Origin of the sequence: Caballeronia sp. GAFFF2, assembly GCF_023631485.1 — a bacterium.
In the GTDB taxonomy this organism is placed as follows: Bacteria; Pseudomonadota; Gammaproteobacteria; order Burkholderiales; family Burkholderiaceae; genus Caballeronia.
In genome coordinates this window covers 125,250-150,582 of record NZ_JALQDA010000003.1, presented here as the reverse complement: position 1 = coordinate 150,582, position 25,333 = coordinate 125,250, and the positions used below count along the sequence as shown (strand labels likewise).

The following is a 25,333-nucleotide window of genomic DNA, read 5'->3' as shown; positions in this document are numbered from 1 at the left end:
GCTCGGGCGCCGGGTCTTCGCTGCGTCACGCAACATGAAAGGCCATTCGGCAGGACGTTTGCTCATGTTCGCAGCAAAAAATTCTGCGTCATTATACGCGCGCCGAGGGTGCGGTTTCCGATGAATCTACGGACAAGACGCGTGTTTTCGCGTTTGCCGCGCCGCAATTCGAGGGAATACGCCGATAGCCATTCGAGCGCCGATTCGCGCGGCGAAACGCTCGATGACGACGAGATTGAAACGCTCTTTCAGCGCCAGGCATCGACGATGATGCGTTTCAAAACATGCAGCTTGCGATGGAAGAAATGCTCGCCGCCCGGGATCACGACAACCGGCAATTCCTGCGGGCGCGCCCAGTCGTAGACGGAGGATATGGGCACGGTCTCGTCCACTTCGCCGTGGATCACGAGCGTGCTTTCGGGCACGGGCGCGACTTCCCAGCGGCTCGCAGCGGTGCCCGCAAAGACCATGCGCTCGATGCTCTTGCCGCTTTCGACGAGCCGCTTCGCGACATGCGACAGCACGAAGGTGCCGAACGAAAAGCCCGCGAGCACGAGCGGCACGTCTTCCTGACCCGGCTGCGCGCGCATGTGGTCGATGAGCGCGAGCAAGTCGTCCTGTTCGCCGATACCGTTGTCGTGCTCGCCCGCCGTCTGGCCGACGCCTCGAAAGTTCGAGCGATACGTCGTGTAGCCGAGTTGCACGAAGGTACGCGCGAGCGTCTGCGCGACCTTGTTGTCCATCGTGCCGCCGAAGAGCGGATGCGGATGCGCGACGAACGCGATTCCGCGCGGCGCTTTATCGGCGGCATCGGTCCGGTCGAGCGCGACTTCGATCTTGCCCACTGGACCGTCGATCAGGAATTTTTCGGTTTGCGCGTTCATCGGGTTACTGAGTCTGGGTCACCAAGCGGTCACGCGGGTTGATCGATCAGAAGGCGCTCAACGATCTTGCCGTTCGCAAGATGCGAATCGACGATCTCGTCGATGTCGGTTTCGTCGATATACGTGTACCACGTGCCTTCCGGATACACGACGAGCACAGGGCCAAGTTCGCATCGGTCGAGACAGCCAGCCTTGTTGATGCGCACGTTGCCCTCGCCCGCGAGGCCAAGTTTCTTCACGCGCTTCTTCGCGTGTTCCTGCATTTGCTGCGCGTTGCAATTGGCGCAGCTCGGGCGCGCGGCGTCGGCATCGCGCTGATTGAGGCAGAAGAACACGTGGTACTTGTAGAAAGAGTCCATGGCGTGGGGCCTTTAGTGTGTTCGGATCGATTATAGCGAGCGATGTTCATGCCTACCCGGCCCGCGCCCGCCGCCGCGCGAGCCACGCGCGCTCCGCCGCCGACGCGAGCCAGCCGAGCGCCGCGTAAGGCCACACCCACGCGAGCCAGTGCAGAAGGCCGTTGAAGTGCAGATAGCGCCCTTGCCGCCAGTCGGCCAGCACGATGTCGAAGTACGGATTCAGCGGCAGCAGATTGACGAGCGCAAGCCCCGCGACGAGCGCCGCGCCGGCAAGCACGGCGCGCAACGAGCGTGGCAATGCAACCGACAGCACGGCCGCCAGCGCGCCGATCGCGATGCCTTCGAGCGCACCGTCCGTTGCCCAGTCGTAAAAAAGTCCCGCGCGCGATTGCAGAAACGTCGCGGCCGCCTTGGCGAACAACGTCGCGACGATCAGGCCGAGCATCAGCCGGATGCGGGGCGCGCGCTCGCGCGTGAGCAAGGTTGCAAGTACGAGCGCCGCATACAAATTGCACGACGTGATGATCGCTTCCCATGCGTCGTCGGGCAGGAGCGCGCCGAGCCGGTCCGACCAGGTTTCGAGGTCCCACGAGGCGGGCGCCCAGGCGAGGATCGCGTCCTGCATCGCGGGATCGAGCCCGTCCCAAAGCGCGCGCGGCAGGTCGCCACCGCCGAACAGATAAGGCGCGGGGAACATGCCGGCGAACGGCCACAGCGCCGTCAATCCGATCACATACGCCGCGTGCCGCTCGAACCAGGTGAAGCGGATGCGCCTGAGCCAGCCGCGATCGAGCAGCGCACTCGTCGCGGGCGCGATCAGCACGCCGCCGACGAGCGCGCCGAACGCATTGGCGGCGAGATCGAGATTGGAGGCGACGCGCGTCGGCAAGTAAGTCTGGATGGCTTCCATCGCGCCCGACAGAAGCGCGCCGCCGAAGAGCGCGAGACACACCGCCACCGATCCCCTGAAGCGCGGATAAAGCGCCAGCACGATCAACGCGCCGAGCGGCATGTAGCCGAGCACGTTGGTGATGACATCGAACGCGGTCAGATACTGCGGCAAGGGATCGGCGATGAAAGCAAACGGCCCGATGCCGAGCGTGCGCCAGCCCGAAAACGGATACAGCGACGCATAGACCACGAGCGTCGCGTAGGCGGCGAGCGCCTGCCGGGAAAACGCCGACGGGCGGCGCTGCCATTGCTTGATCGTCATGAGCCGCGCGAATGCCTCATTGTGCGGCGGCGGTGAGCGGCTGCTTGTCGAGCCACGCGCTGAGTTGCGAAATCATCTCGTCGGACGCGGCGGCGAGCGCGCGTGCGCCGCCCGCCGCGTCGCCGGTGGGCGCGCTCGATTCGGTGCTGAAGCTGCGTTGTGCGACGACGCGTCCCTGCTGCGTGAGCGTCGCGCGCACCGCGACCAGACCGTGGCTGCGCTCGGGCGCATCGAAGACTTGCTCGAAGCGCGTGAGTTCGACTTCGAGCAAGGCCGCGCGCACCGGATCGGCGCCCGTAAGAACCGGACCGCGCGCCGACAAGCTGTCGCGCAGACGTTGCGTCAGGAGTTGCGCGGGCGGCATCGTCCAGTGACTGTTCGAATAGTTGCCGGTGCGTTGTGCATCGACATAACTGAGCCGGTAGATGAAGTCGTCCGTTTCGAGATTGCGCGGCGCGCTAACGGCCAGCACCTTGACCGGCGGCGTGATAGCCGGCGTGCTGTTCGCGCTCTGGTCGATGGCGGGCGCGACGCCCAGGTCGTAGCGCACGTTCGGCATCGCCGATGGCGTGGACGCGCACGCCGCGAGCATCGTCATGCAGGCGAGCGCGAGCGCGGCGGTCATCGTCATGTTGCGGTGGTCGTTGTGCATATCGTTCCTTCGAATCACGTCAATGCGCCGTCGGCGTCGGGCTTGCGGGCCACGCGAAGCCCGGTTCGCCCGGCCCCGGCGACTTCCGCGGCGCGCCGAACAACACGCTGCGCGGATTGGTGCTGAATGCATCGGCGGCGCGGTCGACGGAACGCGCGGCGCTGCCGACGTCGTCGGTGAACGAGTAAAGGCGCGGCAACGCTTCGAAGCCCACGCGCGCCGTCACGTTGCGCAGCGACTCGTTCATGTCGGTGAGCGCCGCAGCCGCCTGGTCGGCCGCATTGCCTGCCTTGTTCAGATTGGTGACGAACGGGCCGTCGGGCCGGTTCAGGTTTTGAATCAGCGTATTGGTCGATGCCAGCGTGCGGTCGAGTTGCTTGAGCGTCTGGGGCAAATGCTCGGTCGCGGGCGACACCTGATTGGTAAGTGTCGCAATGCCGTCGGCGGCATTTTTCAGGCTCTTCGTCGTGTCGAGCAACTGGACGCGCACATCGTCGGAGAGGAACTTGTCGGCATCTTCGGAGAGGCGTTCGAAGCGCTTGAGGATGACGTCGCCGCGCTCCTGCAATTGTTCGAAGAGACCGGGACGCATCGGCACTTCGGCCACGTTCTGCGCCGACGATGGCAACGCGCTCGGGTCTTTCCCCGTGTCGTCGAGCTGCACGAACGCGATGCCCGTCACGCCCTGAAAGCCGAGCGTGGCGAAGGTGGAATGCGTCATCGGCGCGTTCTGGTCGACGAGAATGCGAATGCGGATCTGCCCCGGATGCGCTTTATCGAAGCGAATGGACTGCACCTTGCCGACGCCGAGACCGCGATAACGCACGGAGGCGTCCGTAAAAAGCCCGGTCACGTTGGTGCGGGCGATGAGGTCGTAAGGCACGCGCACCGTGCGGTCCACGTTGAAGAAGAACACCGCGAACGCAATGGCGAGCACGAGAACGATGGTGAACAGTCCGGTCCAGAACGCATGTGATTTGTTTTCCATCGTCATGTTCCTTTGCTTGCTGGCTCGCGCGTGCGGTGGCCTTCGCGTCGTTGGCGGGAGGTGCTCATTTGTTGACGCTGATGGTCGCGTCCTCCAGCGCGGCGGCGGGCAGCTTTGCGCGGCGTTCGGGCGGCAGCGCCTGCAATGCGCGCCGGCCCCGCCGCCCCAGAAAATATTCGCGGATGAACGGATGATCCACCGCGCACGCTTCTTCCACGGGCGCCGCGACCAGTACGCGCCGGTCCGCCAGCACGGCGACACGGGTGGACAGCGCGACCATGGTATCGAGATCGTGTGTGACGAGCACGACAGTCAGCCCAAGCGCGCGATGCAGGGTCGCGATGAGATCGACGAATTCATCGGAGGCCTTCGGATCGAGACCGGCGGTGGGTTCGTCGAGAAACAGCAGTTCCGGTTCCAGCGCAATGGCCCGCGCGATGCCCACGCGCTTCACCATTCCGCCCGATAACGCCGACGGCATCTTGCTCGCGTGCTTGCACGACAGCCCGACCATTTCGAGCTTGAGCATGACGAATTCGCGGATCAGGTCTTCGGGAATCTTGCCGAGCTCGCGAAACGGCTGCGCGATGTTGTCGTACACGGAAAGCGACGAGAACAGCGCGCCTTGCTGAAACATCATGCCGGAACGCGTGCGCATCATTTTCGCGGTTTCGTCGTCCATGTGCGCCCATTCCTCGCCGAGCACGCGGATACTGCCCGAAGTCGGCGATTCGAGGCCGAGAATCTGCCGCACGAGCGTGGTCTTGCCCGAACCCGAGCCGCCCAGCAACGCGACGATCTCGCCGCGCCGCACATCCAGATTCAGATGCTCGTGAATCACCGTTCGGCCATAGCGCTTGGTGACGTCGCGCACTTCGATCACCGGCTCGGCGATGACGGGCGGCGGCTGATGACGAACGGCAGTGGCGAGGGTCGTCGACATATGCGCCTATAGCCCCACGTTCTGAAACAGGATGGCGAAGACGGCATCCGCGAGAATTACGATGGTGATGGAACTGACCACGGAAGTCGTCGTGCCTTCGCCGAGACTCTGCGAATTCGCCTTGATGCGAAAGCCGAAGTGACACGCGGCAAGCGCGATCAGCATGCCGAACACCACGCCTTTGCCGAGTCCGATCCACAAATTGGCGATAGGCACGACCGAAGGCAGCGAGCGGATGAAGAACGAGATGTCGATGGACAACACGAGCTTTGCCGCGACTGCGCCGCCCGTCAGCGCGATGATGTTGGTCCACATGACGAGCAGCGGCATGGCGATGCCGAGCGCGATCACGCGCGGCAAGACGAGCCGCAGACCGTGCGGGATGCCCATGACCTGCATGGCATCGAGTTCTTCCGTCACGCGCATGACGCCGATCTGCGCGGTGATGGCCGAACCCGAGCGTCCGGCGACGAGAATCGCGGAGAGCACCGGCCCGAGTTCGCGGATCACCGAGAGCCCGAGAATATTCACGATGTACTGATTCGCGCCGAACACGCGCAACTGCTGCGCCGACAGATAACTGAGCACGATGCCGATCAGGAACGCGACCAGCGCGGTGATGGCGAGCGCCTGCGCGCCGGCGCTGTAGATGTTCGCGGAGATTTCGACCCAGGGAATGCGCCTCGGCCGCCGCACGAGCCCGAAGAGATCGAGGACGAAGCCGCCGAACATCGACAGGCCGCCTTGCAGATGGTCGAAGAAGCCGAAGATCAGTTCCCCGAGTCGCGTGACCGGGTTGGTGCGCGTGACGACTTCGGGCTCTTCGCGTTCGGCGTCGAGCAGCGCGACGCGTTCGAAGATTTCGCGTTGCGTGTCCGACAGCGCAATGGTCGCCGGCATGCGGCGGCCCCACACGCGCCAGAGCGCTTGTCCGCCGACGTGATCGAGCCGCTCGACCGACAGCAGATCCCATTGGCTGATGGCTTCGCGCCCGACCGCGCGCAGCCGCCGCGTCACACCGCTCTTGGCCCGGTCGCGCGCGAGCGCAAGCGCGGTCCACTGGCCCGAGAGCCGAACCACCTTGCCTTGCTGACCAGCTTCCACACTGAGGCGGGGCGGCGTGTCGAAGTTCAAGGAGCGATGCGCGTCAGAACGCGGCGTGAAGGGGAGAGGACATTGTAACGAAGGTTAATGAGGCGGCGCTGTTATGGCGCGGGGGGTTGTGGGGTGGCTTAGACCGACTGGCTGAATTTACACGAGGCGCCGGTCACGAAAAACTGGCAACTGGAAATCCGGCCTCTTGTTATCAAATATGCTAACCTCAGAAACTGGCGACTGGACGATTGCGTATTACAACGTACGCGTGAAGCGCGAGATCTTTTCGCTGCCGACAGGCATCCGTTCAGACTACTTGAGACTGCTGCGAATCCTGATGAAGCACGGCCCCGCGTTGCGGCTGCCGCATTCGCGGGCGCTCGGCGATGGTCTGTTCGAACTTCGACCGCACGGCGAAGAAGGTATCGGGCGGGTGTTTTATTGCACGCTGCTCGGCCAGCGGATCGTCATGTTGCACTCCTTCGTCAAGAAGACGCAGCAGACGCCCGACGACGAATTACGCATTGCCCGCAAGCGCATGATGGAGACGAAACGCAATGGCTAAAACCCGGCTGCAACGCGAACTGGAAGAGCGCTACGCTCCGGTTCCCCACACGCGCGAAGACACTGAGCGCATGATGACGGACCCGGAATTCAAGGCCGCTTACGATGCACTCGAAAGCAAATATGCGCCGCTCGAAGCCTTTCTCGACGCGCGCGTGGCAGCAGGCCTGACACAAGCGCAAGTCGCCGAACGCATGGGAACGACCGCGTCCGCCGTCGCGCGGCTCGAAGCATCGCTTGCCAGCGAAAAACATTCGCCATCGGTATCGACTTTGCGCAAGTACGCTGCGGCTTGCGGCAAGCGGCTGAAGATCTCGCTCGTTTAGCGTGAGGTGAAGGCATCCGGCGTAAGGGCGCGCCGCTACAATACCCGCCATGAACCCACCCTCTTCCTTCGCCCCGGACGCGCCGTGGCGCATCGACCGTTACCGGCTCGCGACGCTGGCCGAGCGGCCTGCCCGCGAGTGGACCATCGAAATCGTCGATGAAACGGGCTCCACCAATGCCGACCTGCTCGCGAAATTTCGCGCCCAGCCGCGCGACAAATCGCACGAGGAAGCAAGCGCGCCGCTTGCGCGCATCGCTTATCTGCAGACAGCGGGACGCGGAAGACGTGGCCGCGCGTGGCTCGCGGAGCCGGGCAACGCGCTCTTGATGTCGGTCGGTTATGTGCTGAAGCGGCCCATCGAGGGGCTTTCGGGTCTGAGTCTCGCCATCGGCACCGCCGTGCTCGACGCGCTCGCGCGCCTGCCGCTCACGCCGTCCGCGCGTCCGGCGCTCAAGTGGCCCAACGACGTTCTGCTCGACGACGGCAAGCTCGCGGGCATCCTCATCGAAACGGCATGGAGCACGCCGCAAGCGACGGCGGTGGTGATCGGCATCGGCATCAACTTGCATGGCGTCGAACGGCTCGCCGCTCAGGTCGACGACGTGCACCGCCAAGCAAACTCCGCCGCACCGGGCGCGACCCCCGCCGCGCTTGCGCGCGCCTGGCCCGATGCGAACCTTACCGAGACGCTCGCTGCGCTATTGAACGCGCTCGACGCCGCGCTGCCGCGCTTCGAAGCCGAAGGCTTCCGCCCGTTTCGGCAGCGCTGGATGGACGCGCATGCCTACGCCGGGCGCGAAGTCGTGTTGATCGATCAGGGTCTGGAAGTGACGCGTGGCATTGCGGCGGGTGTGGATGACGGAGGCCATCTGCTGATCGACGCGCCCGAAGGACCGCGCGTCGTCGCAACGGGCGAACTGAGTTTGCGCCTGGCGAAGGAGCGTCCGTGAGCGAGGCGCCGTGTTTGCTGATCGACGCGGGCAATAGCCGAATCAAATGGGCGCTCGTGGATTCGCGCGGCGAGTGGATGGCGAACGGGGCGTTCGAGCATGAGCGTGATGAGACGGGTCTTGGCGACGTCGTGAAGCCGCTTCATGGTGCGCTCGATGCACGCGGCTCCGCGCTCTCGCAAAGGCCCGCGCGAAGTGACTCAACGCCGAAGTCGCCTCATGACGCGGCCGATGCACGCGGCTTCGCGTTCTCACAAGCGACCGTGCAAGCTGACCCGGCGCCGAAGCCGCTTCATGACGCATTCGAGGCACGCGATTCGTCGGCGCACACGCACGCGAATAAAGCACCCAACGGCGATGACGCGTCCATAACGTCCGAAGCAACAGCGACAGCGACGCCTTCGACCGAAGCCGCCTGGTCCGCGTTACCCACGCCATCGAGCGTGTGGATTTCCAACGTGGCGGGCGCCTCGGTGCAAGCGCGCATCGAACGTATGCTGGATGTACGCTGGCCCGATCTGCGGCGAACGGTCGTCCGGGCGAAAGCGCGGCAATGCGGCGTCGTCAATTGCTACACGGCACCGGAACGCCTCGGCAGCGACCGCTGGTCAGGCATGATCGGCGCGCGGGCAGCATTTCCCGGCGAACATCTGCTGATTGCCACCTTCGGCACGGCGACGACGCTCGAAGCCTTGCGCGCGGATGGCACGTTCATCGGCGGCCTGATCGCGCCGGGCTGGTCGTTGATGATGCAATCGCTCGGCAGCAACACGGCGCAGTTGCCGACGCTCGATGCCGCATCGGCACGCGCCGCGCTCGACCGAACCGCGAGTCGCTTCGCCACCGATACCGCCGCCGCGCTTTCCGCCGGCTGCCTGCTCGCGCAAGCGAGTCTCATCGAGCGCGCGTGGCACGATCTGCGCGCGCAATGGCAAGCCGAAGTGCGTCTCGTGCTGGGCGGCGGCGCGGCGAATGAAATCGCGGGCGCGCTGTCCGTGCCGCATACTCGCCATGATTCACTCGTGCTGTCCGGCCTGGCGCTCATCGCGCGCGACGCGACTGCGCCGATATCTCGCAAACTCTCTGATTGATTGACGGAGCCCAAGCATGCTGCGCTGGCTGATCGCCCTACTCATTCTGGCCAATCTGCTGATGTTCGCGATCGTGCGCAGCACTTTCGGACCGCTGCCCGCGGCCGGCGCGCGCGAGCCGCATCATCTGCTGGAACAGGTGCATCCGGAAACGCTGGTAACGCGGGCGCTGCATCCCGAAGAGGCGGCGGATCAGCCGCAAGTCGGCGCGCCCGCGCCTGCTGCAAATGTGCAGGAGCGGCCGCTTGGCCAGTGACTGCGTACGGCGCGCGCTTCGTTTTCGATTCCGTGCCTGTCGCGAATTCAGGTGCGCTCACTTGGCCGGTGGGTGCACATAACGTGTGAGTTCGTCGCTGTTCGTGAACGCCTCACCGTGCGGCCCAGCCTGATAGTCGGCCGGTGATTGAATGCGTGGGCTCGCATCCGCGCCGGCGGTGTCCTCGTGTTTGTCGGTGTGCAATTCGGCGTCGAGTGCATGTACTGCTCGGCGTGCAAACTTTTATGTGTGCCTTGGCGAATGAATGCGCGCAGCCCTGACGGGCGATTCCCGTGCCTTGCGCCTATGCCCGGTAAGCAACTCAACCCTGCGCGCGAACCTTCCTGAGCAACGCAGTCGTCGACCGGTCATGCTCGAACGGAATGGCCAGCGCCGTGCCGCCCCAACCTCGCACGAGCGCCGATTCCGCGAGCTTGTCCATGTCGTAATCGCCACCCTTCACTAGCACATCGGGATGCACTGCATCGATGAGTTGCAGCGGCGTCGTCTCTTCGAACTTCACCACCCAGTCCACGCTCTCGAGCGCCGCCAGCAACGCCATGCGATCGTCTTCGCGATTGATCGGCCGATCGTCGCCCTTGCCGAGCGTGCGCACGGAGGCATCGCTGTTCACGCCGACGATGAGCGTCGCGCCAAGCGCTTTCGCATCCGCGAGATAACTAACGTGACCGCGATGAAGGATGTCGAAGACGCCGTTGGTGAAAACAACCGGTCCGGCGAGGTTTAAGCGAAGCGCGGCGAGCGCATCGCGCGTGGTGATCTTGCGTTCGAAAGTGGCGGGCATGGCGGCGCTCAGTGCAGTAGAACTCGAAGCGCGATTGTGCCACGCGAGTACGTTCCTCCGAACGTCCTCCAGAGGTCATAAGCAAAACGGCCCGCCGGATTGCTCCGGCGAGCCGTTTCACCCATTGCGACCGACGCCAGCCAGAACTCAGGCAGGCTGTTCCGCCGCACCGCCCGATGCCGCTTGCAGACGCTGCACCACTTCCTTGCGATAGCGGTTCAACTCCTGCGCGGTCACGAACGAGCGCTCGAAAAGAATCGAGAGGTTGTGCAGAATGCGCTCCACGACCTTCTTTTCCCAACTGTCGTCGAAGCGGATCTGGTCGTCGAGCCAGCGCTCGAGCCATTCGGGGTCCGGCAGACGCGACTGCACCGTATCACGCGGAAAGAGCGCCTGATTCACATGCAGATTCGTGGGATGCAGCGGCTTTTCCGTGCGACGCGCCGACGCCATTAACACGCCAATCTTGGCGAAGGCGGCGCGCGCGGTGTCGCCCGCTTGCACGAGCGCCTTCTTCATGTAGCGAAGATACGCGCCACCGTGACGCGCTTCGTCGCGCGAAATGGTTTCGTAGATATGCTTGATGACAGGCTCGGTATGCCATTCGGCCGCACGGCGATACCAGTGATTCAGGCGAATCTCGCCGCAGAAATGCAGCATGAGCGTTTCGAGCGGCGGCGCGGGATCGAATTCGAAGCGCACTTCGTGCAGTTCTTCTTCGCTCGGCACGAACTCGGGTTTAAAGCGCCGCAGATATTCCATCAGGACGAGCGAGTGCTTCTGTTCTTCGAAAAACCACACGCTGATGAAAGCCGAGAAGTCACTGTCGTTGTGATTGTCACGCAGGAACATCTCGGTTGCAGGAAGAGCGGACCATTCGGTGATCGCGTTCATCTTGATCGTCTTGGCCTGCTCGTCGGTGAGCAGAGACGCGTCGAACTTGTCCCAGGGAATGTCCTTCTCCATGTCCCAACGGACGGATTCCAGCGATTTGTACAGTTCCGGATAAAGCATGGTGTTCATTGTCCACCCCTGATGCCACTTATGCGACGTTATATCTAAGATCTTCGGCACGAGCGTGCGGCGCGAATTGCTGCACGCAAGCAGCCAAGCTTTCAATTTTACGCGGGATTGCGACGGCCAAAGACGAAAACCGACAATGAAGCGCCAGATAATGGCGCGCGGTACGCGTTACGCTCCGCGTAAACACTGCACTTACGTGCAATGTTGCGTTGTCAGCGTCTTTTCTACCGTGGGTGAGGAGCGAGTCCTGTGCCTGAGGTATGTTCGATCGGCAGCCGCGTGTGCTGCCCGAGGCGTTGTTCCGCCGATGATGCCTACCGCTGCCGACTGTCATGTGACATGGTCTAGGCTCGCCGCAATTGCGCCGAGCCCTGCGTCAGCGGCGTTCGCCGATCATAGCACGGCGGATTGACGCCACTCGGCCACAGTTTCGTCGATAGGTCCAAGTCCAGGGAGGTGGTCGACGCCTTCCTGAAACTTGCGACGCAACGCAGGACTGCTACCGCCGACCCAAATGCGCACGTGTGGTGGAAGCATGTTGCGCAGGTCCGTTACGCCATTGGCGATGGACTGCGCCGGAAGCACGGCCGAAAACGACAGCGCCACGATATCGATGTCATGCATCTTCACCGCTTCGACGATATCGGTGAGCGGTGTCTGCAGGCCGAGCTGCATGCAGTCGCATTCAGACAGAGTAAACATGGCCTCCGCCATCAGAATGCCAAGCCCGTGACCTTCGCCGGACAAAGTGGTGAGCAGCACGCGCGGCCGTCCGCCACGTCCGCGCAGCGCATCGGAGAGCGGTCGAATCAGGGAGCGCAGAGTGCTTTGAATCGCCTCGCTGAAGAGATGCTCGTGGTACACCTGCAGCGTACCCGCTGCCCACGCGTTGCCGACGCGAGCCGCGAGCGGCGCCGCCACGTCCACGACGAAACGTTCCAAACCGTCGCGGGTCGCGCGCTTCAAGAGCAGAAACCGGAACTCGTCATAGGCGCCCGAGCGCAGCAGCGAAACCATGTGATCGAGTTCGACGTCCGGCGCGTCCTGTCCCACACCCGACGACTGCGCCAGTTCCTGCAGTGCTTCGACTGGTTGCACGAGAACCTTGCTCGGCCGATGTCCCGCATCCAGCAGACGTTTGACAAGCCGCAGCTTGGAAACCTGCTCTTGCGGATACAGGCGTTCGCCGCCGGCTGAACGCATGGGTTGCGGAAAGCCGTAGCGGCGCTCCCAAACGCGCAAGGTGTCTTTTGTCAGACCTATTTCCTGCGCGATTGCACCAATACCAACGCCGGATACCGCGAATTCAGCCGAATGGCTGTAGGACGATCTTTCGGATGACGCCGTCCGGTCGGGCACCCGTTCGAATTCTTGCTCAGATTGATTTGTCATGGACAATTCGGATTGAAAGCGAACACACGTACACTCGCACAAGGCGTTCCCGGCAGCGCGGATGGACAAAACCTTCCGAACAACCATCCAATCATAGACAAAAACTAGTCTGATCAGCCGCGTTGCGATTGCGGGGAACGAATGATTGCCATACAACGAACCGCCCGCGATACGTCCGGGCGGACTGTTGCGTTATTGGATATACGGAGAGAGTCGACGTTTGGACGCACGCCGAGCGTTAAAAGTAGAATCGGGCAGAGCATACGAGGAACTTGCCCGAAAGCAAAAATAAGCCGGAGGAATGTGTGTGCCCCCCGGCAGCTAGCTCGACTACTCTGCTTTCTTGCGCGGCGCGGCTTTCCTTGCGGGCGCTTTCTTCGCGGCGGTATCGGACGCCTTGTCGCCGTTATCGGAGTCGGATGTCGAGGACGCCGCGGCGTCACCGGATTCCGGCTGTACACCCGGCGCTCCCGTCATGCCGGGCTGCATCATGGCGAGATGCGCCAGTTGGTTGAACTGCGATTGCAGCACGTTCCACCAGCCGCTCGGGTCGAACCCGGGCGGCAGCGCGGCATCCGCATTGGCTTCTTCCGACTCCTCGCTCGACGCCGCCGGTTGCGCCGCCGCTTGTGGCGGAGGCGTTTCCTTCGCCGCGCCGGTCATCGGCCAGCCGGCTGCAGATTTCGGCTTCTCGGCAGGCGTTTGCTTGCCTTCCATCGACGTCTGCGCGTACGCGCCGAACGCACGCAACGTGGCGAGTGTCGCCCGCTGCACTTCTAGCGCCTGAATCGCCGATTGCAGCATGCTGAGGTTGAGCTTCAGCCACTGCTCGACCGCGCGCATGTCGGTCACGCGCTTGTCGAGTTCCTCGATGTTGGTGAGCGGCGCCATCATGTCGGACATCGCCGAAAGCGACGGACCCATGCCCTGACCGCCGCCCTGCATCGCGGCGGCGAACGGATTCAGGCGCATCAGCTCCCACATCTTGCCCATCATGTCGGCCTGGCCGAATCCGGGAAAACCGGGCATCGTGAATGGCGAGTTGCCGCCGGCGTTGTCGGTCATTGTTCTCTCCTCAGCAAGGTGTTCGGGTGCCCCGATTCAGAACGGCGCGCCGCCGGGGAAGTCCGGCGCGCGACGCTCTCGCAACGAGCGCATGCCTTCGTGCACGTCTGGTCCTGCAAAACCCATGAATTCGAGCGCGAGGGACGTATCGAATGTGGGTCCCGCCGAGCGCAGCCAGTTGTTCAGCGCGTACTTGGTCCAGCGGATCGCGGTCTGCGAGCCATGCGCGAGACGGTTCGCGACTTCGAGCGCCTTCGGCATCAAGTCGCTTTCCTCGACCGCGAGCGACACGAGCCCGATGCGTTCCGCTTCCTCGCCGCTCACCGGCTCGCATAGCAACAGATAGTACTTGGCCTTGGCCATGCCGCACAGCAGCGGCCAGACGATGGCCGCGTGATCGCCCGCTGCAACGCCCAGGCGCGTATGGCCGTCGATGATGCGCGCCGTCTTCGATGCGATCGAAATATCCGCGAGCAAACCCGCGACGAGTCCCGCGCCGACGGCCGGACCATGCATGGCGGAAACGATAGGCTTGCTGCAGTTGATCACGTTGTACACGAGATCGCGCGCCTCGCGCCAAACGCGGGCGCGCACGTCGAAGTCGTTGGCCATTTCCTCGACGAGCCCGAGATCGCCGCCCGCCGAAAAGCCCTTGCCTTCGCCGCGAATCAGCGCGACGCGCGTGTCGGGATCGCGGTCGATATCGCGCCAGATTTCCGCGAGTTCGCGATGCATGTTGGCATCGGCAGTAGAGAGGCCGCTTTTGTTCGCGCCCGCGCCGGGCATCACGACTTCGAGCACGCCATCCGCATGGCGGCGCAGTTCGAGCGAGCGGTAATTCGAATACAGGGCAAGGTCGGTCATGTCGATGTCAGGTTGCATTCAGCGCGGCTGATAGATCCATTTGCCGTCGCGAATCTCGACCATCACGCGCGCGCGTTGATCGAGACCGATGTGATCGTTGGGCGTCATGTTGACCTGCCCGTTGGTATCGGCGAACTGCTTCGTGCTTTCGAGCGCGTCGCGCAGCGCGGCGCGAAACGCGGGCGTGCCGGGCGCGCCCGCTTTCAACGCGATGGGCACGGCGCGATCGAGCAGCATGCCCGCATCCCACGCATACGAGCCGAACGCCGAGACCGAGCCCGCGCCCTGCTTCGTTTCGTACAGTTTGATGTAGGCGATCGCGAGGCGCTTCGCCGGATGATCGTCAGGCAACTGGGCGGCGACGAGCACCGGGCTCGCAGGCAGAAAGGTGCCGTTGCAGTCCGTGCCGCACACGCGCAGGAAATCGCGATTACCCACGCCGTGGTTGTGATAGACCTTGCCCTTGAAGCCGCGCTGCGCGAGCGTCTTGGGTGGCAAGGCGGCAGGCGTGCCCGCCGCGCCGACGACCACGGCATCAGGCTTCGCCGCAAGAATCTTGAGAATCTGGCCGGTCACGCTCGGGTCGGTGCGATTGAACCGCTCGTTGGCCACGACTTCGATCTTGTGGATCTGCGCGAACTTCGCGACTTCCGCGTAGAAGGTTTCGCCGAGCGCGTCTGCCTGGCCGATGAACGCAATCGTCTTCACGCCGTGATTGCTCGCGTGTTCCGCAATGGCCGATGCCATCATCGCGTCGGTCTGCGGCGTCTTGAAGACCCAGCGCCGTTTATCGTCCACGGGCTCGATGATCTTCGCCGATGAAGCGAGCGAGATCATCGGCGTCTGACCTTGCGACACGACATCTACCATGGCGAGCGAGTTCGGCGTGATCGACGAACCGATGATCGCGTCGACCTGATCTTCGCTGATCAGCTTCTTCGTGGTCTGCACCGCTTGCGTGGTGTCGGATGCGTCGTCGAGCACGATGTAGTCGACCGCTCGGCCGCCCATTTCCTTGGGCAGAAGCGCGACGGTTTCCCGAGCCGGAATGCCGAGCGATGCAGCCGGCCCCGTCAGCGAGAGCACGAGACCGATCTTCACGTGCGGCGTCTGCGCGATGGCCCCGGTCGTCATGAACACCGAGGCGAATGCCAGCGCCGCCACCGCCATCCTCCACTTGCCTTTGCGCATGGAACGTCTCCTTGTTGTTTTATTCGCGCTTTAGTTCGAACTTCATTCACGCCGCAGCGCCCGGCAAGTGTAAGACGGCAAAGGCTCGCGACGCATCGGGCTAAACCCCGCCGCGCGCTCGGTGCCTTAGTGCTCCAGTTGCGTCACGGCCTGATCGATCGCGCCGAAAATGGACTTGCCGCGCTCGTCGAACATCTCGATCTTCACGCTGTCGCCGAACTTCATGAACTCCGTCTCTGCCGCGCCGTGCTCGATGACTTCGAGGCAGCGCTTCTCCGCGATACAGCAGTAGCCGCGCCGCGCGTCCTTGTTGGAGATGGTGCCCGAGCCGACGATGGACCCCGCGCGCAGGTTGCGCGTCTTTGCCGCGTGCGCGATCAACTGGCCGAAGTGAAAGACCATATCGACGCCGCATTCCGGCTGACCGACTTTCTTGCCGTTCCAGTGCACGATCATCGGGCGATGCACGCGGCCTTCGCTCCAGGCGTCGCCGAGTTCGTCGGGCGTGACGGCCACGGGCGCGAACGCGCTCGCGGGCTTGCTCTGAAAGAAGCCGAAGCCTTTCGCCAGTTCGGGCGGAATCAGATTGCGCAGCGACACATCGTTGACGAGCATCAGCAAGCGCACGCTCTTCAACGCTTCATCGGGCGTGGGCGCCATAGGGACATCCGACGTGATGACCGCCACTTCCGCTTCGAAGTCGATGCCGAACGATTCGGACGCGCACACGATATCGTCCGTCGGCCCGATGAAATCGTCGCTACCGCCCTGATACATCAACGGATCGGTCCAGAACTCGGGCGGCATTTCCGCGCCGCGCGCGCCGCACGAGTTCGACGTGATTCACGTAGGCCGAGCCGTCCGCCCACTGGAAGGCGCGCGGCAGCGGCGCCATGCAGGCTTTGGGTTCGAACGTGAAGCTATTGCGTGCGCGCGATTGATTCAGCGCTTCGTAGACGTCCATGAGTTGCGGCGCATAGAAGGCCCAGTCGTCGAGCGCGCGTTGCAGCGTCGAGACGATTCCATCGGCGATGGCCGCGGTGCGCAAGTCGCGCGAGACGACGACGAGTTGGCCGTCGCGCGTGCCGTCTTTCAGCGTGGCGAGTTTCATAGAGCGAAGGGTAAGCCGTGATGACGTTAAGGAAAATCTATTTTACGATGGTGAATCGCCGGTCGATGAGTCGGCCATTCGGCATAAGCCCTTTTATGCGCTCCAAATGGATGAATCCCAGGACGACGACCTCGTCGACACCGCTTCAGAAAAAACCCGCTCGGGCATCCAATCGATCGAAGTCGGCTTTCGTCTGCTCGACGTGCTCACCAACGAACCGCGTGCCATGATGTTGCGCGATCTTGCGCAGCGGGCCGGCATGAGCCCGGCGAAGGCGCATCGCTATCTGGTGAGCTTCGTGCGGCTTGGGCTGGCATCGCAAGATCCTTTGTCGGGGCGCTACGAGCTCGGCGGCTTCGCCTTGCAGATGGGACTGGCACGCCTTGCACGCGTCGATGGCGTGAAGCTCGCGCGCCTGGCGCTGGCGCAATTGCGCGACAGGCTGGATCAGACGGTCGGCATCGCCGTGTGGGGCAATCAGGGGCCGACCGTCGTGCACTGGATGGAATCGAGCTATCCGGCGAAGGCATCGCTCAAGCTCGGCGATGTCATGCCGCTGCTTTCGTCGGCAACTGGTCTGCTGTTCGCGGCTTACCTGCCGCGCAGCAAGACGCAGGCGATGCTCGCGCGTGAACTCGCCACCACGAAGAAAACGCTCGCGGATGTAGAGCCGCTTCTCGCCGATGTGCGCGAACATGGCGCGGCGCGCGTGGAAGGCATGCTGTTGCCATCGATTCATGCATTCTGCACGCCGGTTTTCGATTCGACGGGCGAACTCGCACTGGGTTTGATCGCACTGGGTCACGAAGGCGCGTTCGACACGCGCTGGGGCGGTGAAATCGATTCCGCGCTGCGTGAATGCGCGCGCGGTTTGTCGTATGAGCTGGGTTATGCGGAAGACGAGCGCTCGCTTTGACGCGTTTTGTAAAAGCTTCGCGTGCGAGGCGCATTCAAGGAACATCGTTTCGTTCAAATGTGTCGAAAACGTTCCTCGTGTTCCGTAACACGCGCCTTTCCGTCGCTTCGTTCAATGCCACTTTTCCCGTTTCGCCGTCGAAGTACTGCTTTCGCATCCGGCGAGCCATCCGATGCCGAAAACCCGCCGCGCCGCTGGGGCCGCTGGGCGCTGGTCATTCTGATCGTCGTGTGTCTGCACTTGGGCGCGATGCGCTGGGTTGGCCGTGCGCAACGGCCGGTTAATCCGCCGCCGGAAAACCCACCCGTGCAGGTCGAACTGTTGACACAGAAACCGGTTGCGCCGCCTGCGCCACGGCCTCCCACGCCTGCACAGACGCCCGTCAAACCTGCACCGACGAAGGCTGTCGAACCACCGAAGCCCACACCCCAGCCGAAACCAGCCGCACCGGCGCCAACGCCCACACCTTCAACAACACCCGCGCCGCCTCTCACCCCAGTCGTTGCCGATGACGACACCGCCCAAGCACAAGCCGCCGCAATTGCAGCCGCTTCTGCCGCTTCTGCCGCTTCTGCATCTGCGCAAGCTGCCGTGCCTGCATCGCAGCCAGCCGTCGCATCCGGCGACAAATTCAGCGTGCCGCCATCCGGCGAGCTTCGTTACGACACGCTCGTGAACGGCGTTATGAATCAGACCGGCACCATTCACTGGACGAACGATGGACAGCATTACGAGATGGTCGTTTCCATTCCGCTGCCCTTCGTCGGTCCATACGTCTATTCGAGCAAAGGTCACATCGATACCTTCGGCATCGCGCCGGACCAGTATTCCGAACAACGCGGCCGCCGCGCCGCCGATATCGCCGTGTTCAATCGCGAGACCAGACAGATCGTCTATACGCGTACGCCCAATAGCCAGCCGCTCGCCGATGGTGCGCAGGACCGCTTCAGCGTGGTCATGCAATTGTCCAGTCTGGTGCGCGGATCGCCCGATCAATACAAGCCGGGCGTGACGCGCCAGTTCAGCGTCGCCGATAACGACAGCAACGAAGTCTGGGCACTCGAAACCGTCGGCGACGAAAACGTGCAGTCGCGCGGCGGATTCACCACAGCGCGCCACTTCACGCGCCTGCCGCGCCGCGAAGGGGACAAACGCAAGCTCGACATCTGGCTCGCGCCCGCGCTCGGCTGGCTGCCTGTGCGCATTCTGCAAACCGAACCGAATGGCATGCAGATCGAAATGCTGTGGGCGGACAAGTTGGAATAGCTCCCGATGCGCGCTAAGACGACGATTCAGGCACGCCGGATGCGTATGAAGAATCCGCGTCACGGCAATGCAGTGGCCCGGACCTCGAACTGACACCGCTGTGCGCACGAAAAACGGAGACAGCAGCGCAAACCGCATTCTCCACGGAGCCGATATGCAGTTGACGATCAATGGCATCGACACACGGTATGTTTTCGATAACGAAGGCGGCGGCCCGACGCTCACCTTCATCCACCAACTTGGAGGCGATCTCTCGGTGTGGGACCAGATGGCGGGATACTTCCGTCATGGCTACAACGTGTTGCGTTATGACCTGCGCGGACATGGAAGGACTGCGGTATCGCAGGACGCGTTCAGTATCAGGGACCTGGCCGATGACCTGGCCGAATTGCTCGACAAGCTCGGCGCAAAGACCACGCACCTTGTGGGCTTATCCATTGGAGGCATGGTCGCGCAGACGTTTGCAATCAACCATGCGGATAAAGTGGATTCGCTGACGGTCGTCGGTGCGCTGGCGTTTATTCCAGAAGAAGCGCAGCCTACCTTTCGTCAACGGGCAGCTTCCGTGCGCGAAAACGGCGTATCGAGTATGGTGGATGCAACGCTCGAACGCTGGCTGACGCCGCAATTTCGCAAGGCGCATCCGGAAGTGGTCGAGCAAATTGGCGAAACGATTGCGCAAACGCCCGTCGAACGTTTCGCCCGCGCGGCTGAAGCAATCAGCCGTTTCAACGTCCGGGACAAGCTCGCAGCCATCGACAAACCCACGCTGGTAATTGCCGGCGAGCACGACAGTGGCACGCCACATGCTGCATCTCAGGTGATTGCCGATACCGTACCAGGCGCGCGATTCGAACTACTCAACGCAGCGCACCTAAGCCCGGTCGAGGAGTCGCAACGGTTTTGCGCATTGTTGAATGACTTCTTGCGCACGTCCGCGTCATAAGCTTTTCGCGTCAAAAGCTTCACAAGAAAGCCTCGATAAACCGGCATCACGTCGAGGCCACCCCTTGAATTCCCACCCGAGCGCTCCAATTACGGTGCAGGATTGCCAGGAGCAACAGGAATAAGGAGTGTCGCCATGCAAATGATCTACAACAGCCCTAACTATTGCGTCGTCGAGTTCCCGCCGCAGGACAATCATCTTGCGATGATGTCGGGCGGCTATGAGATCGTCGACAAAAATACGCAGCGGGAAATCTTCATCGACGGTGCGCTTGCCGCCAAGTTTCGCGAGCACGTGCAGAAACTGATCGAAGAAGAACCCTCGCTCGAAGACGTCGATGAATTCCTCGGTCAGTTCGATATCTTGATGAATCAGCCGGTGGTGCTCCACTGAAACTCGACTGCGCGCGCGGTTGAGTGCCGCGTCGCGCCCGCTCCAGCAGCGGTGATCACGGCAGCATGCGACACGAAAGACCCCGTCCGGGCAACCAGGCGGGGTTCTTTTTTTGCATCGGCGCCATGTCCGCGAGCGCTCCCGCACACGGCGATCGAGCCGCGCTGCGGCTACAATGCAGACTATTTCACATTGGTGCAGGGCCCGTCCGTCATGAACCAGAACGCCACATCCAAAGCTCCCTCGCGCGTCTACACGCGCGGCGCCGCGCTCCCCGCGCTCTTGCAGAAACGCATCCTCATCCTGGATGGCGCGATGGGCACGATGATCCAGCGCTACAAGCTCGACGAAGCCGCGTACCGTGGCGAGCGCTTCAAGGACTACGCACGCGACATCAAGGGCAACAACGAACTGCTTTCGATCACGCAGCCGCAGATCATCCGCGAGATTCACGACAAGTATCTGGCGGCGGGCGCGGACATCATCGAGACGAATACGTTTGGCGCGACACGCGTGGCGCAGGCCGACTACGGCATGGAAGACCTGGCTATCGAGATGAACGTCGAGTCGGCGAAGCTCGCGCGTGCCGCCTGCGATGCCTTCTCCACGCCCGACAAGCCGCGCTTCGTGGCGGGCGCGATCGGACCGACGCCCAAGACCGCAAGCATCTCGCCCGACGTGAACGATCCCGGCGCGCGCAACGTGACCTTCGACGAATTGCGCGAGGCTTATTACAATCAGGCGAAGGCGTTGCTCGACGCGGGCTGCGATCTGTTCCTCGTCGAGACCATCTTCGACACCTTGAACGCGAAAGCCGCGCTCTTCGCGCTCGACGAGCTGTTCGAGGACACGAACGAACTCCTGCCGATCATGATCTCGGGCACGGTAACGGATGCGTCGGGCCGCATCTTGTCGGGACAGACGGTCGAAGCGTTCTGGAACTCGCTGCGTCATGCGAAGCCGCTGACTTTCGGCCTCAACTGCGCACTGGGCGCGGCGCTGATGCGTCCGTATATCGCCGAATTGGCGAAGCTCTGCGATACCTACGTTTCGTGCTATCCGAACGCGGGCCTGCCGAATCCGATGAGCGATACGGGCTTCGACGAGACACCGGATGTGACCTCGGGCTTGCTGAAGGAGTTTGCGCAGGCGGGGCTCGTGAACCTTGCGGGCGGTTGCTGCGGGACGACGCCGGAGCATATTGCGGAGATCGCGAAGGCGCTTGCCGAGGTGAAGCCGCGCGCGTTTCCTTCGCAGTATCGCGACGCTGCTTGACGACGATACCGACATCGACCGACGACAAGATAAAAGACACCATGACCGACCACACCATGCGCCTCTCCGGCCTCGAGCCATTCAACGTCACCGACAGCTCGCTCTTCATCAACGTCGGCGAGCGCACGAACGTGACCGGCTCGAAGGCGTTCGCGCGCATGATCCTGAACGGCCAGTTCGATGAAGCGCTCGCCGTCGCGCGTCAGCAGGTCGAGAACGGCGCGCAGGTTATCGACATCAACATGGACGAGGCCATGCTCGATTCGAAAGCCGCCATGGTGCGCTTTCTGAATCTGATCGCCTCGGAGCCGGATATCGCGCGCGTGCCGATCATGATCGACTCGTCGAAGTTCGAGGTGATCGAAGCCGGTCTCAAATGCGTGCAAGGCAAGGCTATCGTCAACTCGATCTCGCTCAAGGAAGGCGAGGACGCGTTCCGTCATCACGCGAACCTGATCCGTCGCTACGGCGCGGCATCCGTGGTCATGGCCTTCGACGAGCAAGGGCAAGCCGATACCTTCGAGCGCAAGACGCAAATCTGCAAGCGCTCCTACGACATCCTCGTGAACGAAGTGGGCTTCGAGCCCGAGGACATCATCTTCGATCCGAACATCTTCGCTATCGCGACGGGCATCGAAGAGCACAACAACTACGCGGTCGATTTCATCAACGCCACGCGCTGGATCAAACAAAATCTGCCGCATGCCAAGGTGAGCGGCGGCGTGTCGAACGTTTCGTTCTCGTTTCGCGGCAACGACCCCGTGCGCGAAGCCATCCATACCGTGTTCCTCTACCACGCCATTCAGGCGGGCATGGACATGGGCATCGTCAACGCGGGCCAGCTCGGCGTTTATGCCGATCTCGACGCCGAGTTGCGCGAACGCGTGGAAGACGTCGTGCTCAATCGTCGCGACGACGGCACCGACCGTCTGCTCGAAGTCGCCGACAAGTTCAAGACCGGCGCGGCAAAAAAGGAGGAGAACCTCGAATGGCGTAATCAGCCGGTCGAGGCGCGTCTGTCGCATGCGCTCGTGCACGGCATCACGAACTTCATCGTCGAAGATACGGAAGAAGTGCGCGCGAAGATCGAGAAGGCAGGCGGCCGGCCGATCAACGTGATCGAAGGGCCGCTCATGGACGGCATGAATGTCGTCGGCGACCTGTTCGGCGCGGGCAAGATGTTCCTGCCGCAAGTGGTCAAGTCCGCTCGCGTGATGAAGCAGGCGGTTGCGCATCTCATTCCGTTCATCGAAGAAGAAAAGAAGCGTCTCGCCGATGCAGGCGCCGATGTGCGGCCGAAGGGCAAGATCGTCATCGCGACCGTGAAGGGCGACGTGCACGACATCGGCAAGAACATCGTCTCGGTCGTGCTCCAGTGCAACAACTTCGAAGTGGTCAACATGGGCGTAATGGTGCCCTGCGCGACCATCCTGCAAAAGGCGAAGGAAGAAGGCGCGGATATCATCGGGCTCTCGGGACTCATTACGCCGAGTCTCGAGGAGATGGCGTACGTCGCGTCCGAAATGCAGCGCGACGACTACTTCCGTGGCAAGCAGACGCCGCTTCTGATCGGCGGCGCGACGACTTCGCGCGTGCACACCGCCGTGAAGATCGCGCCGCATTACGAAGGGCCGGTGGTGTATGTGCCGGATGCGTCGCGTTCGGTCTCGGTGGCGTCGAGCCTGCTGTCGGACGAGGGTGCGGCGAAATATCTCGACGACCTGAAGACCGACTACGACCGCATCCGCACGCAACACGCGAACAAGAAGGCGCTGCCCATGGTCACTTACGACCAGGCGCGGGCCAACAAGACGAAGATCGACTGGAGCGCGTATCGGCCGAAGAAGCCGGGCTTCATCGGGCGGCGCGTGTTCAAGAATTACGATCTAGCCGAGTTGGCGACTTATATCGACTGGGCGCCGTTCTTCCAGACATGGGATCTCGCGGGCCCCTACCCCGCGATTCTCAACGATGAAATCGTCGGCGAATCGGCGCGGCGCGTGTTCTCGGACGGCAAGTCCATGCTCTCGCGCATCATCCAGGGCCGCTGGCTTCAGGCGAACGGCGTGGTCATGCTGCTGCCCGCGAACACCGTGAACGACGACGACATCGAAATCTACACGGACGACTCACGCTCGCAAGTCGCAATGACATGGCGCAATCTGCGTCAACAAAGCGTGCGTCCGATTGTCGATGGCGTGCAAAGGCCGAACCGCTCGCTTGCCGACTTCATCGCGCCGAAAGATTCCGGCGTGGCCGACTACATCGGCATGTTCGCGGTGACGGCGGGCCTTGGCGTCGACAAGAAGGAAAAGCAGTTCGAAGCCGATCACGACGACTACAGCGCAATCATGCTGAAGGCGCTGGCCGACCGTTTCGCCGAAGCATTCGCCGAAGCACTGCACGCGCGCGTGCGTCGCGATCTGTGGGGCTATGCGGCGAACGAAACGCTGGACAACGAATCGCTCATCGCGGAAAAGTACGCCGGCATTCGCCCGGCGCCGGGTTATCCGGCGTGCCCGGATCACCTCGTCAAGCGCGATATGTTCGAAGTACTTCAGGCAGGCGAAATCGGCATGAGCGTGACGGAGTCGCTTGCCATGTTGCCGGCCGCGAGCGTGTCGGGTTTCTATCTCGCGCACCCGGAGAGCACGTATTTTTCGGTGGGCAAGATCGGCGACGACCAACTTGCGAGCTTCGCCGAACGCATGGCGATCTCGAACGCGGATGCGGAACGCGCCCTCGCGCCGCAGCGCTAATGCTGCAAAACAACATATGCAATCTGTGATAACGAAAAAAATGCACGCTATCGGCGGGAAAATTTTGATTTCCGTAGACTTGTAGCCGCGATAGGTCGTCACCACGACGGCCACGCATTTCTTTTCGTCACGGAGAAAGTCGCATGAAGAAGATGACGTCCGCCGTAACCGTAGCGCTTGCGGCAGCCGTACTTGCAGCATCGAGTTCGGCTGCGTTCGCGCAGGCCAGCACCACCACGGCGTCTTCGTACTCGCCGCCCGTTACCGAGCACAAGAAGAAGCCGAAGAAGCCCAAGAAGCCGAGAGCGTCCGCCAAACCTGCTCCGGCGGAAGGCGGTCAGTCGCAGTAAGCGGCAGCATCGCGACTCAGCCGTCTGACGTTATGTCCGCTGCAAAGTAAAAACCCGCATCGGCGACGATGCGGGTTTTTTTATTCGCCAATGCAAACGAACGTTCAGACGCCCCAGAGAATGTCCGTATGCTCTCTCTGCGCAAGACGCAGCATGTCGAGAAACGGATAAGCGCGTTGCGCAAGCCCGATGGGAATCTCGTGCGGTTCGTGACCGTCCTCGCCTTCGTGGAAGTGGCCGTCGTGCTCGGCGCGCTCTTTCTTGTCCGTCGACACGGCGGCTTCGAGTTTTTCGATAGCCGCAGGCAGTTCGTCGTGAGTGATGACGCCCCGTTCGTTCAGCTGTTTACCAATGATGCCAAGCAGATACTCGGCGAGGTTTTGCAGCATCATGACGTCCGGAGCCGCGCTGGTTTTGAAAGTGATCAGCATGGTTAGGTCCTTTTCTTTATGTTGATATGCAGCTTTGAAAGCTGCACGATGTTGCCGCGAGTCGCGCCGACTGCCCGGTATGCACCCTGATTCGACATATTAGCACCTGCTAAAATCCCGCTTTACGCGTAGTTTGATTCCCGCGGCCTGTCGAGGCCTCTTACGGCCGGACCAGCATCGCGTCGCGCATCCGCGCGCACCGCCCTCGCCTACGCCACACCAC

26 protein-coding genes and 2 pseudogenes are annotated in these 25,333 nt (G+C 62.5%); 13 read left to right on the top strand and 15 right to left on the bottom strand.

All coding sequences use genetic code 11. From position 1 onward, the window contains the following. Positions 1-248: 248 nt before the first annotated feature. The 7 genes from NCT04_RS01200 to NCT04_RS01170 form a co-directional block, all read right to left on the bottom strand. The gene (locus NCT04_RS01200; RefSeq protein ID WP_250462768.1) at positions 249-884 is read right to left on the bottom strand and encodes an alpha/beta hydrolase; all 636 of its coding nucleotides are present in this window, start codon (positions 882-884) and stop codon (positions 249-251) included. Between the two features lie 29 nt (positions 885-913). Next, the gene (locus NCT04_RS01195; protein ID WP_244826850.1) at positions 914-1,243 is read right to left on the bottom strand and encodes a (2Fe-2S) ferredoxin domain-containing protein; all 330 of its coding nucleotides are present in this window, start codon (positions 1,241-1,243) and stop codon (positions 914-916) included. Between the two features lie 52 nt (positions 1,244-1,295). After that, positions 1,296-2,456 (bottom strand): VanZ family protein, encoded by a 1,161-nt coding sequence (locus NCT04_RS01190; protein WP_250462765.1) that lies wholly within the window; start codon positions 2,454-2,456, stop codon positions 1,296-1,298. Positions 2,457-2,472: 16 nt separating this feature from the next. After that, entirely contained in the window at positions 2,473-3,108 is a 636-nt protein-coding gene (locus NCT04_RS01185; RefSeq protein WP_250462762.1) for an ABC-type transport auxiliary lipoprotein family protein, read from the bottom strand. A 19-nt stretch (positions 3,109-3,127) separates the two neighbouring features. After that, positions 3,128-4,096: an MlaD family protein gene (locus tag NCT04_RS01180; protein ID WP_250462757.1), complete on the bottom strand. Its 969-nt coding sequence runs from the start codon at positions 4,094-4,096 to the stop codon at positions 3,128-3,130. A gap of 64 nt (positions 4,097-4,160) precedes the next feature. After that, the gene (locus NCT04_RS01175; RefSeq protein ID WP_244826846.1) at positions 4,161-5,039 is read right to left on the bottom strand and encodes an ABC transporter ATP-binding protein; all 879 of its coding nucleotides are present in this window, start codon (positions 5,037-5,039) and stop codon (positions 4,161-4,163) included. A 6-nt stretch (positions 5,040-5,045) separates the two neighbouring features. Next, on the bottom strand, positions 5,046-6,173 hold the full coding sequence (locus NCT04_RS01170) for an MlaE family ABC transporter permease (RefSeq protein ID WP_244826845.1): 1,128 nt from the start codon (positions 6,171-6,173) through the stop codon (positions 5,046-5,048). A gap of 178 nt (positions 6,174-6,351) precedes the next feature. Here NCT04_RS01170 and NCT04_RS01165 point away from each other — a divergent pair, with 178 nt between their 5' ends. The 6 genes and pseudogenes from NCT04_RS01165 (at position 6,352) to NCT04_RS01140 (ending at position 9,323) form a co-directional block, all read left to right on the top strand. After that, positions 6,352-6,699: a type II toxin-antitoxin system RelE/ParE family toxin gene (locus tag NCT04_RS01165; protein ID WP_250462754.1), complete on the top strand. Its 348-nt coding sequence runs from the start codon at positions 6,352-6,354 to the stop codon at positions 6,697-6,699. A gap of 7 nt (positions 6,700-6,706) precedes the next feature. After that, positions 6,707-7,024, top strand: a complete 318-nt coding sequence (locus NCT04_RS01160; protein WP_502800646.1) for a helix-turn-helix domain-containing protein — start codon at positions 6,707-6,709, stop codon at positions 7,022-7,024. A 49-nt stretch (positions 7,025-7,073) separates the two neighbouring features. Continuing rightward, positions 7,074-7,976, top strand: a complete 903-nt coding sequence (locus NCT04_RS01155) for a biotin--[acetyl-CoA-carboxylase] ligase (RefSeq protein ID WP_250462749.1) — start codon at positions 7,074-7,076, stop codon at positions 7,974-7,976. Beyond that, positions 7,973-8,086: pseudogene (locus NCT04_RS01150) on the top strand (type III pantothenate kinase); the annotation flags it as partial. The gene NCT04_RS01155 and the pseudogene NCT04_RS01150, both read left to right, overlap by 4 nt. A gap of 153 nt (positions 8,087-8,239) precedes the next feature. After that, complete coding sequence (locus NCT04_RS01145; protein ID WP_250462901.1) at positions 8,240-9,067, top strand: type III pantothenate kinase; 828 nt, start codon at positions 8,240-8,242, stop codon at positions 9,065-9,067. Between the two features lie 16 nt (positions 9,068-9,083). Beyond that, a complete protein-coding gene (locus tag NCT04_RS01140) occupies positions 9,084-9,323 on the top strand; it encodes a hypothetical protein (RefSeq protein ID WP_244826841.1) in 240 nt (79 codons plus the stop codon). Between the two features lie 322 nt (positions 9,324-9,645). Here NCT04_RS01140 and rfaE2 read toward each other — a convergent pair whose 3' ends face one another. From rfaE2 to NCT04_RS01105, 7 genes and pseudogenes are all read right to left on the bottom strand, one after another. Next, complete coding sequence (gene rfaE2 / locus NCT04_RS01135; RefSeq protein ID WP_244826840.1) at positions 9,646-10,128, bottom strand: D-glycero-beta-D-manno-heptose 1-phosphate adenylyltransferase; 483 nt, start codon at positions 10,126-10,128, stop codon at positions 9,646-9,648. A 147-nt stretch (positions 10,129-10,275) separates the two neighbouring features. After that, positions 10,276-11,151 carry a ferritin family protein gene (locus NCT04_RS01130; protein WP_244826839.1) on the bottom strand — a complete coding sequence of 292 codons (876 nt, stop codon included), beginning with the start codon at positions 11,149-11,151 and terminating at the stop codon, positions 10,276-10,278. A 393-nt stretch (positions 11,152-11,544) separates the two neighbouring features. After that, on the bottom strand, positions 11,545-12,543 hold the full coding sequence (locus tag NCT04_RS01125) for a MerR family transcriptional regulator (RefSeq protein ID WP_250462746.1): 999 nt from the start codon (positions 12,541-12,543) through the stop codon (positions 11,545-11,547). 330 nt (positions 12,544-12,873) lie between these two features. Then, the gene (locus NCT04_RS01120; protein ID WP_250462743.1) at positions 12,874-13,608 is read right to left on the bottom strand and encodes a PhaM family polyhydroxyalkanoate granule multifunctional regulatory protein; all 735 of its coding nucleotides are present in this window, start codon (positions 13,606-13,608) and stop codon (positions 12,874-12,876) included. A 36-nt stretch (positions 13,609-13,644) separates the two neighbouring features. Continuing rightward, the gene (locus tag NCT04_RS01115) at positions 13,645-14,472 is read right to left on the bottom strand and encodes an enoyl-CoA hydratase/isomerase family protein (protein WP_244826836.1); all 828 of its coding nucleotides are present in this window, start codon (positions 14,470-14,472) and stop codon (positions 13,645-13,647) included. Positions 14,473-14,490: 18 nt separating this feature from the next. After that, positions 14,491-15,663: an ABC transporter substrate-binding protein gene (locus NCT04_RS01110; protein WP_250462740.1), complete on the bottom strand. Its 1,173-nt coding sequence runs from the start codon at positions 15,661-15,663 to the stop codon at positions 14,491-14,493. Between the two features lie 126 nt (positions 15,664-15,789). After that, positions 15,790-16,774: pseudogene (locus NCT04_RS01105) on the bottom strand (fumarylacetoacetate hydrolase family protein). A 106-nt stretch (positions 16,775-16,880) separates the two neighbouring features. On the opposite strand from NCT04_RS01105, the gene NCT04_RS01100 reads away from it, so the two are divergent. The 7 genes from NCT04_RS01100 (at position 16,881) to NCT04_RS01070 (ending at position 24,679) form a co-directional block, all read left to right on the top strand. Continuing rightward, positions 16,881-17,690 carry an IclR family transcriptional regulator gene (locus tag NCT04_RS01100; protein ID WP_250462739.1) on the top strand — a complete coding sequence of 270 codons (810 nt, stop codon included), beginning with the start codon at positions 16,881-16,883 and terminating at the stop codon, positions 17,688-17,690. A 114-nt stretch (positions 17,691-17,804) separates the two neighbouring features. Beyond that, a complete protein-coding gene (locus NCT04_RS01095; protein ID WP_250462736.1) occupies positions 17,805-18,956 on the top strand; it encodes a DUF3108 domain-containing protein in 1,152 nt (383 codons plus the stop codon). Between the two features lie 154 nt (positions 18,957-19,110). Beyond that, a complete protein-coding gene (locus NCT04_RS01090) occupies positions 19,111-19,902 on the top strand; it encodes an alpha/beta fold hydrolase (protein WP_250462732.1) in 792 nt (263 codons plus the stop codon). Between the two features lie 135 nt (positions 19,903-20,037). Beyond that, positions 20,038-20,295: a BTH_I0359 family protein gene (locus tag NCT04_RS01085; RefSeq protein ID WP_244826831.1), complete on the top strand. Its 258-nt coding sequence runs from the start codon at positions 20,038-20,040 to the stop codon at positions 20,293-20,295. Between the two features lie 213 nt (positions 20,296-20,508). Continuing rightward, positions 20,509-21,570 (top strand): homocysteine S-methyltransferase family protein, encoded by a 1,062-nt coding sequence (locus tag NCT04_RS01080; protein ID WP_250462729.1) that lies wholly within the window; start codon positions 20,509-20,511, stop codon positions 21,568-21,570. Between the two features lie 41 nt (positions 21,571-21,611). Beyond that, positions 21,612-24,329, top strand: coding sequence for a methionine synthase (gene metH, locus NCT04_RS01075; RefSeq protein ID WP_244827945.1), 2,718 nt, complete (start codon positions 21,612-21,614; stop codon positions 24,327-24,329). A gap of 143 nt (positions 24,330-24,472) precedes the next feature. Further along, the gene (locus tag NCT04_RS01070) at positions 24,473-24,679 is read left to right on the top strand and encodes a hypothetical protein (RefSeq protein ID WP_250462726.1); all 207 of its coding nucleotides are present in this window, start codon (positions 24,473-24,475) and stop codon (positions 24,677-24,679) included. 104 nt (positions 24,680-24,783) lie between these two features. On the opposite strand, the gene NCT04_RS01065 is transcribed toward NCT04_RS01070, so the two are convergent. After that, positions 24,784-25,110 (bottom strand): DUF1840 domain-containing protein, encoded by a 327-nt coding sequence (locus tag NCT04_RS01065; RefSeq protein WP_250462723.1) that lies wholly within the window; start codon positions 25,108-25,110, stop codon positions 24,784-24,786. Between the last annotated feature and the right edge of the window lie 223 nt (positions 25,111-25,333).